General features: G+C 69.8%; 14 protein-coding genes. 10 read left to right on the forward strand and 4 right to left on the reverse strand.

Annotated elements, in window-relative coordinates:
• Nucleotides 1–8: 8 nt before the first annotated feature.
• The gene (gcvT, locus tag ASG12_RS12500; protein WP_055789992.1) at nt 9–1,121 is read right to left on the reverse strand and encodes a glycine cleavage system aminomethyltransferase GcvT; all 1,113 of its coding nucleotides are present in this window, start codon (nt 1,119–1,121) and stop codon (nt 9–11) included.
• 113 nt (nt 1,122–1,234) lie between these two features.
• On the opposite strand from gcvT, the gene ASG12_RS12505 reads away from it, so the two are divergent.
• The 6 genes from ASG12_RS12505 to ASG12_RS12530 all read left to right on the forward strand — a co-directional run bounded on the left by ASG12_RS12505 (nt 1,235) and on the right by ASG12_RS12530 (nt 8,401).
• Complete coding sequence (locus ASG12_RS12505) at nt 1,235–2,764, forward strand: leucyl aminopeptidase (protein WP_055789995.1); 1,530 nt, start codon at nt 1,235–1,237, stop codon at nt 2,762–2,764.
• A 213-nt stretch (nt 2,765–2,977) separates the two neighbouring features.
• Nucleotides 2,978–4,831: a 2-oxoglutarate dehydrogenase, E2 component, dihydrolipoamide succinyltransferase gene (gene sucB / locus ASG12_RS12510; RefSeq protein WP_055790825.1), complete on the forward strand. Its 1,854-nt coding sequence runs from the start codon at nt 2,978–2,980 to the stop codon at nt 4,829–4,831.
• Nucleotides 4,831–5,748, forward strand: a complete 918-nt coding sequence (locus ASG12_RS12515) for a TIGR01777 family oxidoreductase (protein WP_055789998.1) — start codon at nt 4,831–4,833, stop codon at nt 5,746–5,748. The genes sucB and ASG12_RS12515 overlap by 1 nt, the downstream gene beginning before the upstream one ends.
• Entirely contained in the window at nt 5,741–6,526 is a 786-nt protein-coding gene (lipB, locus tag ASG12_RS12520) for a lipoyl(octanoyl) transferase LipB (protein WP_082501948.1), read from the forward strand. The genes ASG12_RS12515 and lipB overlap by 8 nt, the downstream gene beginning before the upstream one ends.
• The gene (gene lipA, locus ASG12_RS12525) at nt 6,523–7,590 is read left to right on the forward strand and encodes a lipoyl synthase (RefSeq protein WP_082080205.1); all 1,068 of its coding nucleotides are present in this window, start codon (nt 6,523–6,525) and stop codon (nt 7,588–7,590) included. The genes lipB and lipA overlap by 4 nt, the downstream gene beginning before the upstream one ends.
• 73 nt (nt 7,591–7,663) lie before the next feature.
• Nucleotides 7,664–8,401 carry a DUF4191 domain-containing protein gene (locus tag ASG12_RS12530; RefSeq protein WP_045823119.1) on the forward strand — a complete coding sequence of 246 codons (738 nt, stop codon included), beginning with the start codon at nt 7,664–7,666 and terminating at the stop codon, nt 8,399–8,401.
• A 27-nt stretch (nt 8,402–8,428) separates the two neighbouring features.
• On the opposite strand, the gene ASG12_RS12535 is transcribed toward ASG12_RS12530, so the two are convergent.
• Complete coding sequence (locus ASG12_RS12535; protein ID WP_055790001.1) at nt 8,429–8,890, reverse strand: RDD family protein; 462 nt, start codon at nt 8,888–8,890, stop codon at nt 8,429–8,431.
• A gap of 119 nt (nt 8,891–9,009) precedes the next feature.
• Here ASG12_RS12535 and glnA point away from each other — a divergent pair, with 119 nt between their 5' ends.
• The 4 genes from glnA (at nt 9,010) to ASG12_RS21710 (ending at nt 12,243) form a co-directional block, all read left to right on the forward strand.
• Nucleotides 9,010–10,443, forward strand: coding sequence for a type I glutamate--ammonia ligase (gene glnA / locus ASG12_RS12540; RefSeq protein ID WP_055790003.1), 1,434 nt, complete (start codon nt 9,010–9,012; stop codon nt 10,441–10,443).
• A 119-nt stretch (nt 10,444–10,562) separates the two neighbouring features.
• A complete protein-coding gene (locus tag ASG12_RS12545; RefSeq protein ID WP_055790006.1) occupies nt 10,563–11,159 on the forward strand; it encodes a sulfite oxidase-like oxidoreductase in 597 nt (198 codons plus the stop codon).
• 12 nt (nt 11,160–11,171) lie between these two features.
• The gene (locus tag ASG12_RS12550; protein WP_055790010.1) at nt 11,172–11,963 is read left to right on the forward strand and encodes an FAD-binding oxidoreductase; all 792 of its coding nucleotides are present in this window, start codon (nt 11,172–11,174) and stop codon (nt 11,961–11,963) included.
• 115 nt (nt 11,964–12,078) lie between these two features.
• Entirely contained in the window at nt 12,079–12,243 is a 165-nt protein-coding gene (locus ASG12_RS21710; protein WP_156378083.1) for a hypothetical protein, read from the forward strand.
• A gap of 8 nt (nt 12,244–12,251) precedes the next feature.
• Here the strand turns inward: ASG12_RS21710 and ASG12_RS12555 are convergent, their stop codons facing one another.
• Together ASG12_RS12555 and ASG12_RS12560 are read right to left on the reverse strand one after the other, a co-directional pair.
• The gene (locus ASG12_RS12555; RefSeq protein ID WP_156378084.1) at nt 12,252–13,226 is read right to left on the reverse strand and encodes an endonuclease/exonuclease/phosphatase family protein; all 975 of its coding nucleotides are present in this window, start codon (nt 13,224–13,226) and stop codon (nt 12,252–12,254) included.
• 21 nt (nt 13,227–13,247) lie between these two features.
• Nucleotides 13,248–16,295, reverse strand: a complete 3,048-nt coding sequence (locus tag ASG12_RS12560) for a bifunctional [glutamine synthetase] adenylyltransferase/[glutamine synthetase]-adenylyl-L-tyrosine phosphorylase (protein WP_055790017.1) — start codon at nt 16,293–16,295, stop codon at nt 13,248–13,250.
• Between the last annotated feature and the right edge of the window lie 49 nt (nt 16,296–16,344).

Here is a 16,344-nt window from a genome sequence, read left to right on the forward strand (position 1 = left end):
GTGACGACTCAGCTGGTGCTGGTCTCCACGAACGGCGGTGCCACGACCTCGCATTCGAGGTCGCGACCGCGCACGTCGACGACCACGCGGTCACCGTCGGCGACACCGGGAGCGGTGTCGATCAGCGCGAGCGCGATGCCCTGCTTCAACGTCGGCGAGAAGGTGCCCGAGGTGCACAGCCCGATCGCCGTCCCGGCGGCGTCGCGCACCACGCAGTCCGCACGCGGCACGCCGCGGCCGATCGCCTTGAGACCTCGCAGGCGTCGCGAGGGTCCCGCTTCCTTCTCGGCGAGAAGTGCGTCACGGCCGAAGAACTCGTCCTTCTTCCACCCGACGGCCCAGCCACACCGCGCCTGCAGCGGACTGATCTCGAGCGACAGTTCGTGTCCGTGCAGCGGGTAACCCATCTCGGTGCGCAGGGTGTCGCGCGCGCCCAGACCCGCGGGCAGCCCGCCCGCCTCGGTCACCGCGGCGAGCACCACCTCGAACACCTCGGCGGTGTCGTCCCACGCCGGCAGGAGCTCGAACCCGCGCTCGCCGGTGTAACCGGTCCGGCACACCCGGATCGTGCGCGGACGTCCGCCGATCGCGAGTTCGGCGTCGACGTAGGACATGTACCCCATCTCGGTGGGCAGTCCGATCGCGGTCAGGACCTCCGTCGAGCGCGGACCCTGCACGGCGAGCACGCCGTACTCACGGTGGCGGTCGCGGACGGAGATGTCGGCGGGCGCGGCGGCGGCCAGCGCGGCCACGACAGCGGCGGTGTTCGCGGCGTTGGGGACGAGGAACACCTCGTCGTCGGAGACCCAGTAGGCGATGAGGTCGTCGATCACACCGCCGGACTCGTCGGTACACAGGGTGTACTGCGCCCGCCCCGGCTCGATCTTCCTCAGATCGTTGGTGAGACAACGGTTCACGAACTCCGCGGCACCCGGACCGGTCACCGACGCCTTGCCGAGGTGGCTCACGTCGAACACGCCGACGACCTCGCGCACCGCGGCGTGCTCGGCCACGGTGCCGGAATACGACACCGGCATCAGCCATCCGCCGAACTCGGCGAACGCGGCGCCGATCCGCTCGTGGACGGCGTGGATCGGTCCGTGCAGGGGTGCGTCACTCATGGCAGACAACCTATCTGCCCCCACCCACGGCCGTCACCGCCGCAGCCGCGCACGCCCACTAGGCTCGATGCCGAACACCGCGAACGAGAGATGCCGACGAAAGAGATGCCCGTATGAGCAGCGCACCGGACCGACAGCTCGGACCCGATCTGTCCATCGCGACCTCGATCGGCGACGCCGCCGACGTGCTCGTCATCGGGCTCGTGAGCGGCGCCGACGGAGACTCTCCCCCAGAGCCCGTGATCGGTGACGGCCTCCTCGACGACGCCCGGCTCGCCGAGATCTCGGCATCGCTGACCGCGGTCGGCGCCTCGGCCGGGGCCGGCGAGGTCAGCCGCATCGTGGCGCCCGCGTCGATCGGTGCGGCCAGCATCCTCGCCGTCGGCATGGGTGCCCGATCCGCACTCGACGACCCCGACACCGTGCGCCGGGCCGCGGGTGTCGCCGCACGCAGCCTCACCGGCGTCGAGCGGGCGCTGACCACCCTGTCGACGGTCGACCTCGGAGCCGCGGCCGAGGGGTTCTTCCTCGGCGCCTACCGATTCGAGGAGTTCCGCTCGGACAAGACCCGCTCGAGCAAGGCCCCGCTCGCCTCGGTGTCGTTGCTGGCCGGCACCGGTGACGCCCCGCGCCGTGACCCCGCAGCCGAACTCGACCGAGCGCGGTCGATCGCCACCGCCGTCGCCGTGGCCCGCGACTTCGTCAACACCCCGCCGAGCCACCTCTACCCCGAGGAGTTCGCCGACCGCGCCCGCACGCTCGGCGAATCGGCCGGACTCGAGGTCGAGATCCTCGACGACACCGCTCTGATCGAGCAGGGCTACGGCGGCATCGTCGGTGTGGGCAAGGGCAGTTCGCGCCTCCCGCGCCTCGTGCGCCTGGCCTACCGCAGCGGTGCGAGCGACGCGAAGAAGGTCGCGCTCGTGGGCAAGGGCGTCACCTTCGACACCGGCGGCATCTCCATCAAGCCCGCCGCGGGCATGGAGAACATGACCTCCGACATGGGCGGCGCCGCAGCCGTGGTGGCCACGGTCGTGCTCGCCGCGCAGCTGGGCGTCGGCGTCGACGTGACCGCGACGGTCCCGATGGCCGAGAACATGCCGTCGTCGACCGCGCAGCGTCCCGGCGACGTCCTCACCCAGTACGGCGGGATCACCGTGGAGGTCATCAACACCGACGCCGAGGGACGGTTGATCCTCGCCGACGCGATCGTCCGCGCCTGCGCCGACGACCCCGACTACCTCATCGACACCGCCACGCTCACCGGCGCGCAGATGGTCGCGCTGGGCACCCGCACCCCGGGCGTCATGGGCACCGACGACTTCCGCGACCGCGTCGCCGGGATCTCGCGCCGCATCGGCGAGAACGGCTGGGCCATGCCCTTCCCCGAGGAGCTGTCGGCGGACCTCAAGTCCCGCGTGGCCGATCTGGCGAACGTCACCAACCACCGCTGGGGCGGGATGCTCTCGGCCGGGATCTTCCTGCGGGAGTTCGTCGCCGACGGTGTCGAGTGGGCGCACATCGACGTCGCCGGTCCCGCCTTCAACACCGGCGGACCGTGGGGCTACACGCCCAAGGGCGGTACCGGTGTCCCGGTGCGCACGATGATCAGCGTGATCGAGGACATCGCCGCACTCGGCTGAGCCCGCCCGACACGCCCGATGCCGCCGCTCCGAGGTGCCCACTCGGCGGCGACAAGCCGGTGGTCCACACCGCCCCCGCGGACGCCGACCCTACGGGTAGGGTTTCGACACGGAGGCGTTCACGCCTCCACCGACCTGCTGCCTGTGCGCCACACCCGCTGCGAACAGGTTCGCGACCGAACCACCGGAACACGAGTCGAGGAGTCGACAATCATGGCCTTCTCCGTCCAGATGCCCGCCCTGGGTGAAAGCGTCACCGAGGGAACAGTCACCCGGTGGCTCAAGCAGGAGGGCGACGAGGTCACCGAGGACGAGCCGTTGCTCGAGGTCTCGACCGACAAGGTCGACACCGAGATCCCCGCTCCCACTTCCGGTGTGCTGACGAAGATCCTGGCCCAGGAGGACGACGTCGTCGAGGTCGGCGGCGCACTCGCCGAGATCGGTGACGCCGACGAGGCGAGCGGTTCGTCCGACGGCTCCGACGACTCCGATTCCGACGACTCGTCCGACGAGGCCGGCGGAACCGCACCCACCGACGCCGAGGGCGACTCCCCCGCCGACGAGCCCGAGCCGTCGGCCGAGGCCGACGAACCGGCGAAGAAGCCGACCGCGGGCGCGAAGTCCGGCGGCAGCTCCGAGGGCACCGACGTCACCATGCCCGAGCTCGGCGAGTCGGTCACCGAGGGCACCGTCACCAACTGGCTGAAGTCGGTCGGCGACGAGGTCGCCGAGGACGAGCCTCTCCTCGAGGTCTCCACCGACAAGGTCGACACCGAGATCCCGTCGCCGGTCGCGGGCACTCTGCTCGAGATCGTCGCGAACGAGGACGATGTCGTCGAGGTCGGTGGCCGTCTCGCCGTGATCGGGTCGGCGGACGCGGCATCGTCGGGTTCCGACGAGCCCGAACCCGAACCCGAGAAGGAGCCGGAGCCGGAACCCGAGCCCGAGAAGAAGCCCGGGGCGGAGAAGAAGCCCGAGACGACGAGCACGAAGACCGAGGAGTCGAAGCGCGAGCCCGCGACGCCGCCGTCGACGTCGGAGACCGGCGAGAAGCCCGAACCCGACGCGAAGGCAGCGGACTCCTCGTCCGAGGGCACCTCGTCGACCCCGTACGTGACCCCGCTGGTGCGCAAACTGGCCGGCGAGAACAACGTCGACCTCGACTCGATCAAGGGCACCGGTGTCGGTGGCCGCATCCGCAAGCAGGATGTGCTGGCCGCGGCCGAGGCCGCCAAGGCTCCCGCCCAGGAAGAGAAGGCCGCTCCCGCGGCCTCGGCCCCGGCGGCTCCGGCGGCTCCGGCTCAGAAGTCGGCACCCAAGGGTGTGCGTCCCGAGCTGGCCGAGCTGCGCGGGACCACCCAGAAGGTCAACCGCATCCGTCTCATCACGGCGAAGAAGACCCGCGAGTCGCTGCAGACCAGCGCGCAGCTCACGCAGGTCTTCGAGGTCGACCTGACCCGCGTCGTCGCCCTGCGCGCGGCGGCGAAGGCGTCGTTCAAGGCCTCGGAGGGCGTCAACCTGACCTACCTCCCCATCATCGCCAAGGCGACGGTGGAGGCACTCAAGGCGCACCCGAACGTCAACGCCAGCATCGACGAGGACGCCAAGGAGATCACCTACCACGGGTCGGTGAACCTCGGTATCGCCGTCGACACCGAGCAGGGCCTGCTCTCGCCGGTGATCCACAACGCCGACGACCTGTCGATCGCCGGGCTCGCCCGCGCGATCGCCGATATCGCGTCGCGGGCACGGGAGAACAAGCTCAAGCCCGACGAGTTGGCCGGTGGCACGTTCACCATCACCAACATCGGCAGCCAGGGCGCGCTGTTCGACACCCCGATCCTGGTCCCGCCGCAGGCGGCGATGCTCGGTACGGGTGCCATCGTCAAGCGGCCCACCGTGATCACCGCCGAGGACGGTTCGGAGTCGATCGCCGTGCGATCGATGTCGTTCCTGCCGTTGACCTATGACCACCGGCTGATCGACGGCGCCGACGCCGGTCGCTTCCTCACCACGGTCAAGCATCGTCTGGAAGAAGCGGCGTTCGGGGCGGACCTGGGAGTCTGATGCGGGTGGCGATCGCCGGTTCGTCCGGCCTGATCGGTACCGCACTCACCGCGTCGCTCCGTTCCGACGGGCACGAGGTGCGGCGCCTGGTGCGTCACGAGCCGCGGACATCCGACGAGATCGGTTGGGCGCCGGAGTCGTTCGGGTTGACCCCGGATGCGCTCGACGGTGTCGACGCCGTGGTCAACCTCTGCGGCGTGGGCATCGGCAACCGGCCGTGGTCGGGCGAGTTCAAGCAGAAGCTCCGCGACAGCCGCATGGTGCCCACGCAGGTGCTCGCCGACGCGATCCTCGCGACCGGGGTCCCGGTGTTCGTCAGCTCCAGCGCCACCGGCATCTACGGCTTCGGGTCGGACGGCGCCGGCGAGGACCTCGCGAGCGGCGGCGGCGCCTTCCCCGAGATGACCGAGGACAGCCCGGCGGGCAGCGGTTTCCTCGCCGAGCTCGCCAAGGACTGGGAGCGCACCGCGGCACTGGCCACGAACGCTCGTGTCGTCGCCATCCGCACCGCACCGGTGCTCTCGCCGTCCGGTGGTCTGCTGGGCAAGTTGCGTCCGCTGTTCAAGCTCGGGCTCGGCGGCAAGCTCGGTGCGGGCCACCAGTACATGTCGTGGATCACCCTCGTCGACCACGTCCGCGCGGTCCGGTTCGTCCTCGACAACGACCTGTCGGGACCGGTCAACCTCACCGCACCGCAACCGGTCACGAACACCGAGTTCACCGCCGCCTTCGGTCGTTCGGTGCACCGGCCGGCGGTCCTGCCGGTGCCGGCCCCGCTGCTGCGCCTCGCCGGCGGTGAACTCGCCCGCGAGATGCTGCTCGGTGGCCAGCGCGCAGTCCCGAAGGTGCTCAGCGACAACGGCTTCACGTTCGTCCACCCCACCATCGACGACGGGATGGAGTACGCCAATGCCTGACCGGCCGCTCGGCGGTCGGGCGGCGGTGAGCGCCCGTCGCGTCGACACCCCGATCGAGGTCCGGTCGTCGGGACTCGTCGAGTACGCCGACGCCTTCGCCGAGCAGCACCGCCTCGCGGCCGATCGCGCGGACGGCGTCCTCGACCACGATGTGCTGGTGTTGCTCGAGCACCCGCCGGTCTACACCGCGGGCAAGCGGACGGCGCCGGAGGACAGGCCGTCGGACGGTACGCCGGTCGTCGACGTCGACCGCGGCGGCAAGATCACCTGGCACGGACCCGGACAGCTGGTGGGGTACCCCATCGTCGCTCTCGCCGAGCCGCTCGACGTGGTCGACTACGTACGCCGTATCGAGGAGGCCATGATCGCGGTCTGCGCATCGCTCGGTGTGACCGCCGGACGCGTCGAGGGACGATCCGGCGCATGGGTCGCGGCCGATCCGACGACGGGGCGTCCCGAACGCAAGGTCGGCGCGATCGGCATCCGTGTGGCCCGTGGGGTCGCACTGCACGGTTTCGCGTTGAACTGCGAACCCGATCTGTCGGCCTTCGGGACCATTGTCCCGTGCGGGATCCCCGACGCCGGGGTGACCTCGCTCGCCGCGGAACTCGGTCATCCGGTACCGGTCGACTCGGTCCGCGAGGCCGTCGCCGACGCGGTCGCCGCAGCGCTCGACGGCACGCTCACGGTGGGTGCCGCCGACGCCGAGCGCGCCGCGGCGGCGGGCACCGCGCCCGAGGTGCCGCTGGTCGGGCACGGCGTAGCATCGACACGGTGACTGTTCACCAGGACCATTCCCCGAACACCGCCCCGGCCACCACCGATGCGGCCGCCACGGCCCCGGCGGGCCGTAAGCTCCTGCGTCTCGAGGTGCGCAACGCGCAGACCCCGATCGAACGCAAGCCCGAGTGGATCCGCACCCGCGCGACGATGGGCCCGGAGTTCACCGAGCTCAAGAAGCTCGTCAAGCGTGAGGGCCTGCACACCGTGTGCGAGGAAGCCGGTTGCCCCAACATCTACGAGTGCTGGGAAGACCGTGAGGCCACATTCCTCATCGGCGGCGAACAGTGCACCCGTCGGTGCGACTTCTGCCAGATCGACACCGGCAAGCCCGATGACCTCGACCGCGACGAACCGCGCCGCGTGGCGGAGAGCGTGCAGGCCATGGGTCTGCGGTACTCGACGATCACCGGTGTCGCCCGCGACGACCTGCCCGACGGCGGGGCGTGGCTCTACGCCGAGACCGTCCGCGAGATCAAGCGCCTCAACCCGTCGACCGGTGTCGAGCTGCTGATCCCCGACTTCAACAACGAGCCCGATCAGCTGGCCGAGGTGTTCGGATCACGGCCGGAGGTGTTGGCGCACAACGTCGAGACGGTGCCGCGGATCTTCAAGCGCATCCGCCCCGCCTTCCGGTACCAGCGCAGCCTCGACGTGATCACCGCTGCGCGCGACGCGGGCCTGGTCACCAAGTCGAACCTGATCCTCGGTATGGGAGAGACACCGGACGAGGTGCGCGAGGGTCTCGCCGACCTGCACGACGCCGGCTGCGACATCATCACGATCACCCAGTACCTGCGTCCCTCGCCGCGTCACCACCCGGTCGATCGGTGGGTCAAGCCCGAGGAGTTCGTCGAGCACTCCGACTTCGCCACCGAACTCGGGTTCGCCGGAGTGATGGCCGGTCCGTTGGTGCGGTCGTCGTACCGCGCGGGACGCCTCTACGCGCAGGCGATGCGGCGCCACGGCCGCGAACTGCCCGAGTCGATGGCCCACCTGGCCGACGAGTCGGGCGCCTCGCAGGAGGCCACCTCGGTGCTCTCCCGCCTCGCCGCCCGCTGACCCGGGTGCCGTCGGCGGCCGATCCTCACCGCCCGCGGCGATCGGCGTTCGTGCCGCCAGTATCCTGAACCCCATGGCTAAGGCACAGGCGACCAAAGAGGCGAAGGCGGCTGCGAAGGCCGCCCGCAAGAAGGCGTCGCGCGACCGGCGCAAGCAGCTCTGGCAGGCCTTCCAGATGCAGCGCAAGGACGACAAGCTGCTGCTGCCGCTCATGATCGGCAGCCTCGTCGCGAGCGTCGCGGTGTTCACCGTCGTCGGTCTGCTCGTCGGTGCGCTCTTCTTCCTCATCCCGCTCGGCGTGGTGCTGGGTCTGCTGATCGCGTTCATCATCTTCGGACGTCGCGTGCAGAAGAGCGTGTTCGCCAAGGCCGAGGGACAGGCCGGTGCCGCGGGGTGGGCGTTGGACAACCTGCGCGGTCAGTGGCGTGTGAAGCAGGCCGTCACCGGCACCTCGCACCTCGACGCCGTGCACCGCGTCATCGGTCGACCCGGCGTGATCCTCGTCGGCGAGGGCGCGCCGTCGCGCGTGAAAGGCCTGTTGGCGCAGGAGAAGAAGAAGATCGCCCGTGTCGTCGGCGACACCCCGATCTACGACGTCATCGTCGGCAACGACGACGGCCAGGTGCCCCTCAAGCGCCTCGAGCGGCATCTGAACAAGCTCCCGAAGAACATCAACGGCAAGCGCATGGACGCACTCGAGTCACGTCTCGCGGCCCTGGGCGGCCGTCAGGGTGGTCCCGGTATCCCCAAGGGCCCGATGCCGGCCGGCGCGAAGATGCGCAACGTCCAGCGCTCGATGCGTCGTCGCTGACCCACGTCGCCTCCATGAGGCGCGGGGTCAGCGGGCGCGGACGAGAGCAGTGCCGGTCGCACGATCGTGCATGCCGCGACCGATCGCGTCGTTCACGAGCGGCGGCACGATGAACACGATCAGGAGCTGACGGGCGACGGCGCGCACGATGCCGACCGATCCCCCGCCGTCGACGCGGGCGACCCGCATCCCGACGATGAACTGCCCCGGGGTGAACGAGAACAGGGTGACGGTCACGACGCCGACGACGAACCAGACGGCGAGCACCACGGTCGACAGGGACGGCGACAGGAACCCCACGAACAGCAGCGAGACGCCGTAACACATCACCCAGTCGACGAAGAGCCCGAGCACGCGCTGCCACGACGACACGAGCGAACCGGGACCGGATTCCGGCAGCCCCAGGGTCTCGCCGCGATATGCCCCGACGTCGGTGTTGTCCAGGCCTGCCTGCGGACCCGACAGCCACGAACCAGTTGTACGACCCATGAATGCATCATAGGCCGCCGATCAGCGCAGACGCGGCGGCTAGTGTATGGGGTGCGCAACACCCCGTAACCGACCGTCTGTGACCACAGCGGTCGACAGCATGAAGGAGTCACCGACAGGTGTACAACACACAGGAAGAACTTCTCGAAGGCATCAAGAGCGAGGGCGTCGAGTACGTCGACATCCGCTTCTGTGACCTCCCGGGAGTGATGCAGCACTTCTCGATCCCGGCCTCGGCCTTCGACGAGAGCGTGTTCGAAGACGGTCTCGCGTTCGACGGTTCGTCGGTTCGCGGCTTCCAGTCCATCGACGAGTCGGACATGATGCTCCTGCCCGACCCGGCGACCGCGCGGATCGATCCGTTCCGCAAGGCCAAGACGATGAACCTCAGCTTCTTCGTCCACGACCCGTTCACGCGCGAGGCCTACAGCCGCGACCCGCGCAACGTCGCCCGCAAGGCGCAGGACTACCTCGCGAGCACCGGCATCGCCGACACCTGCTTCTTCGGCGCCGAGGCCGAGTTCTACATCTTCGACTCCGTGTCGTTCAGCTCCGACATCAACTCGACCCACTACGAGGTCGAGTCGTCGTCGGGTTGGTGGAACGCCGGATCACCCGTCGATCCCGACGGCACCCCGAACCTGGGCTACAAGGTCCGTCCCAAGGGCGGATACTTCCCCGTCGCGCCCTATGACCACTACGTCGACCTGCGTGACGAGATCTCGACCAACCTGACCAACTCGGGGTTCACCCTCGAGCGCGGCCACCACGAGGTCGGCACCGGCGGGCAGACCGAGATCAACTACAAGTTCAACACCCTGCTGCACGCCGCCGACGACGTGATGCTGTTCAAGTACATCTGCAAGAACACCGCGTGGGCCAACGGCAAGTCGGTCACCTTCATGCCCAAGCCCCTCTTCGGCGACAACGGCTCGGGCATGCACGCCCACCAGTCGCTGTGGAAGGACGGCAAGCCGCTGTTCCACGACGAGGCCGGCTACGCGGGCCTGTCGGACCTGGCGCGTCACTACATCGGCGGCATCCTGCACCACGCGCCGTCGCTGCTGGCGTTCACCAACCCCACGGTGAACTCCTACAAGCGCCTGGTCCCCGGCTACGAGGCCCCCATCAACCTGGTCTACAGCCAGCGCAACCGCAGCGCCTGCGTCCGTATCCCGATCACGGGCAACAACCCCAAGGCCAAGCGCCTCGAGTTCCGCTGCCCCGACAGCTCGGGCAACCCGTACCTCGCGTTCGCGGCCATGATGATGGCCGGCCTCGACGGCATCAAGAACAAGATCGAGCCGCACGAGCCGGTCGACAAGGACCTCTACGAGCTCCCGCCGGAGGAGGCCAAGGGCATCCCGCAGGCCCCGACGTCGCTCGCCGCGGTCATCGACCGCCTCGAGGAGGATCACGACTACCTCACCGCCGGTGGCGTGTTCACCGAGGATCTGATCGAGACCTGGATCAACCTCAAGCGTGAGAACGAGATCATGCCCGTCCAGATCCGTCCCCACCCGTACGAGTTCTCCCTGTACTACGACTGCTGAGTTGCCTCCGGCAACGGACTGCTGAGTCACGAGCAGTCGCTTGACCCCTCCACCCGTCCTGTCCACGTGCAGGGCGGGTGGAGTCGTCTGTGGGGCCGATGTGCGTCGATAATGTCCCCATGGCCGTCATCAATCCGCGCTTCCGTCGCAAGGAGCGTCCCGGACCGCAGTTGCCGCCCGGTCAGTACCTCACCACCGATTTCCCGGTGATGTCGCTGGCCGCGACGCCGGTGGTGCGGACCGAACGCTGGGCGTTGACGGTGACCGGACCGGACGGCGCGGGCCACCGGTGGACGTGGTCGGAGTTCACGGCCCTGCCGCAGCAGGAGATCACCGTCGACATCCACTGCGTCACACGCTGGTCCAAACTCGGCACCACCTGGAAGGGGGTGTCGATCGACACCGTGCTCGACGCCGCCGGCCTGCGTGAGGCGGGCACGCACGTGATGGCGAGCTGCTACGGCGGCTACACCACCAACATGCCGCTCGCCGACCTCGTCGACGGCAAGGCGATGATCGCCCACACCTTCGACGGGAAGCCGCTGGCCCCCGAACACGGCGGGCCGGCTCGACTCGTGGTGCCACACCTGTACTTCTGGAAGAGCGCGAAGTGGATCCACGAGCTGCACCTGATGGCGGCCGACGAACCAGGTTTCTGGGAGGCCAACGGCTACAACATGTACGGCGACCCCTGGCGTGAGCAGCGCTATGCGTGAGGGACCGGTGCGATGACCACGTGGCAGGTCGCGACCGTCGTCGCGGCGGTACGCGAGACCGACACCGCCCGGTCGATCTGGCTGCACATCCCCGGGTTCCCCGGCGCTCGCGCCGGACAGCACATCGACATCAAACTCACCGCTCCGGACGGCTATTCGACGTCGCGGTCGTATTCGCTGTCCGATATCCGAGAAGGTGACACCGTGGCGGTCGGGGTCGAGGAACTCGACGACGGCGAGGTGTCGCCGTTCCTCGTCCATGACCTCGAGATCGGTGAGCAGGTCGAGATCGCCGGCCCCATCGGCATGCAGTTCGTCTGGCCCCCGCTCGACACCGGCGCGGGCGCCGACAAGGACAACGGCGCGGGCGCCGACAGTGACACCGGCAGAGGCGCCGACACCGACCCCACGCGGCCCGTACAGCTCGTGGCGGGCGGTTCGGGCATCACCCCGCTGATGGCGATGATCCGGCTGCGCGAGACCAGTCGCCCGGAGGCGACGATGCGGCTGCTGTACTCCGCGCGCTCCCCCGAGCAGGTGTTCTTCCGCGACGAGTTCGCCGCCCTCGCCGCCGCCGATCGACTCCGCGTCGACTGGTTCTTCACCCGCACCGCCGGTTCCGGCCCCCGACCGGCCGGCCGGATCACCCGGGAGGAGTTCGCGGCGGCGATCCTGCCCGTCGCATCCCGTCCGCTGCTCTACCTGTGCGGCTCGACCGAGTACGTCGACACCCTCGGCGAGTGGTTGCTCGACGCCGGCTACCCGATCGACGACATCCGCATCGAACGGTTCCTCGCCGCCTGACGCCGACGACCTCGCACCGACCCGACCCGCGAACCGGGGCCGTGTCAGTAGGGTCGTCGCAGAGGGGTCGCGTCGGCGACCCACCCGCGTGACGACAGGGAAAAGGTGAGCGATCGTGAGCTTTGAGCAGGCAGCAGAACGTGCCGACACCGCGGCGGGGATCGCCGCGATCGCGAAGTCCCACCTCGACGACGATCGCGGGCACGCATTGCTCGCGGAGTCGGTCGAGACACTGGCCCAGGCGGTCGCCGCCCTGGCGCGCGCCCAGACCACGGACTGACGCGGCGGTCAGTTCACCGCCAGCCGCACCACCAACGCCCGGTGATCCGACCCCGACACCGAGACGGTGCGCAGTGACCGCGCGGTGAAACCGTGCGACACAACGTGATCGATGGCGATCACCGGAGGGAACCAACGGTCGGCCGGGTAGGTCATCGCCCAGCGCGCCCCGGCCTGGTCGGTCGCGTCGTGGAATCCGTTGTCGGCCAGCGCCCGGAACTGCTGGTGATCCCAGGTGGAGTTCAGATCGCCGCTGACGATGACGTGGTCTCCGCGGGTGGCGTGGACGGTCTCACGCAGGGTGCGCATCTCCCGCACCCATCGATCGGGTTCATAGGGGTACGGCGGGATCGGGTGCACCGCGAACACGGTCGTCGCCGGCGCGCCGGGCAGATCCACGACCGCCCGCAGGTTGTTCAGGGCATAGCCGTCGAGGGCGACGGTGTCGCGCAACGGGTATCGGCTCGCGATGGCCGTGCCCACCCCGCCGGTTCCGGGCACCGCGTAGAGGTAGGGCAGCGTCGTTCGCAGATCGGTGGCCTGCAGTCGCGTGAGCGCCTGCGGTGTCAGTTCCTCGATGGTGAGCAGGTCGGCACGTTCGCGCGTCACGATGTCGACGACCTGGTCCACGTCGCCGGCTCCGAGCTTGATGTTCGACTGCACCACGACGACCTCGCGACCCGCGGGCGCGGTCGAGGCGACGAGCAGCGGCAACTGCGTGGTGAGCCCGGCGATCCCGAGGATCGCGGTGAGTGCCACCGAGATCCATCGGCGCGTCAACCCCAGCAGGAGAACGGCGGGGACCGCCGCGAGCACCAGCCACGGGACCGCCGACGCGAGGGCCGTCGAGACACGACCCCGTCCCGGATACCAGTGCAGCCACAGTGCCATCACCACGGTCGCGGCCAGCGCCCAGCCGACGAGCACCGCGACGACGGTCGCGGTGCGAGCCAGCGGACCCCGTTCGCGCGTGGAGGTTCTCACCACGGGCACACCGACGCCGGATCAGGCACCGAAGACCTTGAGGACGACGGCCTTCGCACGGCGGGTGACGCGCAGGTAGTTGTCGAGGAACTCCGAGGCCTGGTCCTCCGGCCATCCCGCGGCGAACGCGACGGCGCGCAGCTGCTGTCCCGGCCCGGGCAGTTGGTCGATCGCCTTGCCGCGCACCAACACCAGGGCGTTACGGGCCTTGGTCGCGGTCAACCACGCCTCCTTGAGCAGCCCGACATCGGTCTCGGAGAGGATCTCGGCCGATCCGATCGCGTCGAGGCACTGCAGGGTCGAGGTGTTGTGCAGTGACGACAGTCGGTGACCGTGACGGAGCTGAAGCAGCTGCACGGACCACTCCACGTCGGCGAGGCCGCCGCGGCCGAGTTTGGTGTGCGTCGCCGGATCGGCCCCGCGCGGCAGCCGCTCGGCGTCGACACGCGCCTTGATCCGACGGATCTCACGCACCGCGTCCGCCGAGACACCGCCGTCGGGATACCGGATGCGGTCGGCCATGTGCAGGAAGGCGACGCCGAGGTCCTCGTCGCCGGCGACCTGATGGGCGCGCAGCAGCGCCTGGATCTCCCAGGGCTGCGCCCACTGCGTGTAGTAGGCGCGGTACGCCGCCAACGTCCGGACCACGGGACCGTTGCGTCCCTCCGGCCGCAGACCGGTGTCGATCTCGAGCGGCGGGTCGGCGCTGGGGGTGTTGAGCAGGGTGCGCACACGGTCGGCGATGGTGTTGGCCCACCGCATCGCCGCGGCCTCGTCCACCTCGTCGTCCCCGACCCCCTCGGGCCGGATCGGGTCGCACACGAACAACACGTCGGCGTCGGAGCCGTAGCCGAGTTCCTGACCGCCGAGACGCCCCATCCCGATGACCGCCATGCGCGCCGGCGCGGACGTGCCACGGGCGGCGGCCGATTCGGCGATGACCACCTTGAGGGCCGCGTTGAGGACCGCGGCCCACACACCCGACAGGGCCGCGCAGACCGCCGGGGTGTCGAGCATGCCCAGGATGTCGGCCGACGCCACCCGGACGAGCTCGGCCCGTCGATGCGACCGGGCGACGGCGATGGCGCGCTTCGCGTCGGGCTGGCGGACCGCCGAGGCGATCAGGCCGTTGGCGACATCGGCGATCGGCACCTCGCACAGCTTCGGCCCCGACGCGGAGTCGGTGTAGAGCCGGATCACCTCGGGTGACCGCATGAGGAGCTCGGAGACGTAGGCCGATGCCCCCAGGACGTGCATCAGCCGCTCGGCGACCAGACCGTCGTCACGCAGCAACCGCAGGAACCAGTCCTGGTCGGCGAGGCTCTCGCAGAGCCGGCGGTAGTTCAGTAGGCCGGCGTCGGGATCGGGTGTGTTGCTGAGCCATTCGAGCAGGGTCGGGAGCAGCAGCTCCTGGATCTGTCCGCGGCGACCGGCCGACGACAGCAGTGCGCGCAGATGACTGAGCGCGTGGTCGGGTTTGGCGTAGCCGAGTGCGGCCAGGCGCTTGGTCGCCGCGGCGTCCGAGAGTCGCAGTTCGTCGGCGTCGATGCGGGTGACGGCGTCGAGCAGGGGGCGGTAGAACAGCTTCTCGTGCAGACGTCGCACCCGCATCGACTGCCTGCGGATCTCCGCTCGTAACGACGCCGCCGCGTCGAGGTCGCCCTCGGGCCGGATGTGGGCGGCACGGGCGAGGAACCGCATCGCCTCGCGGTCGTCGAACTCGGGCAACAGGTGGGTGCGCTTGAGCTTCTGCAGCTGTAGGCGGTGTTCGAGCAGTCTCAGGAACTCGTACGACGCCGTCAGGTTGGCGCCGTCGTCACGGCCGACGTATCCCCCGGCGGTGAGCGCGGTGAGTGCCTCGACGGTCGACAGGACACGCAACGAGTCGTCGACGCGACCGTGGACCAGTTGCAGGAGCTGGACGGCGAACTCGACGTCGCGCAGGCTGCCGCTGCCCAGTTTCAGTTCCCGGGAACGCAGGTCGGCGGGCACCATCTTCTCGACCCGGCGGCGCATCGCCTGGACCTCCGGTACGAAGTCCTCGCGTTCGGAGGCCTCCCACACCATCGGTGACACCGCGTCGAGGTACTCCGCGCCGAGGGCCATGTCACCGGTCATGGGCCGTGCCTTGAGCAGCGCCTGGAACTCCCAGGTCTTGGCCCACCGCTGGTAGTAGGCGACGTGGCTGGCCAGCGTGCGGGTCAGCGCGCCCGCCTTGCCCTCGGGTCGCAGGGCCGCGTCGACCTCGAAGAACGCGAGCGTTCCGATCCGCATGACCTCGCCGGCGATGCGTGCCGACATGCCGTCGGCGGGATCGCTCACGAAGATGACGTCGACGTCGCTGACGTAGTTCAGTTCGCGCGCACCGCATTTGCCCATCGCGATGATCGCCAGACGCACCGGCAGCGGCGCGTCGCCGCACACCTCGCGGACCGCGACGGCGAGCGCGGCGGTCAGAGCGGCATCGGCCATGTCGGCGAGGTATCGGCCCACCTGTGGGAACCACAGCACCGGCTCGTCCTCGACGGCGGGCGCGAGATCGCGGGCGGCCAACTGCAGCAGGATGTTCCGGTAGGCGGTCCGCAGGGCGACGACTGCGGCCGGTCCGGAGACGCCTGCCCGGTACACGCGGTCGCCGCGTTCGAGGGACCCGGGTTCGGGCACCGCATCGACTGCGCCGAGCATGGTGGCCAGCACCTCGTCGAAACCGGGCAACCCGTCCTCGGTGGTGCCGTCGGGGTCGAGGAGATGCCACGTGTCGGGCTCGGCGACGAGGTGATCGCCGAGCGCCTCCGAAGCTCCGAGCACCGCGAACAGCCGCCCGCGGAAGGTGCGGCGCGTACGGATACGGTCGTCGACCTCGGCCCATGCGTCACCGACCGCGGCACGCAGCCGGATGAGCGCGCGCAGCGCGAGGTCGGGGTCGGGGGCACGCGACAGCGCCCAGAGCACATCGAGCTGCGCAGGTGTGGTCCACCCGAGCGCCGCGAGATCACCGGGAGCGGAATCGTCGATCAGTCCGAGACGCGCCGGCCCGGGCACCGCGGCTCGGGAGGAGAGGGAACTCACGGAGACGACCGTAGTCGCCGCCCCCTCTGCCCCGTGCGCGCGAGGCTCC

This window comes from Williamsia sp. Leaf354, from assembly GCF_001424365.1.
In the GTDB taxonomy this organism is placed as follows: Bacteria; Actinomycetota; Actinomycetes; order Mycobacteriales; family Mycobacteriaceae; genus Williamsia_A.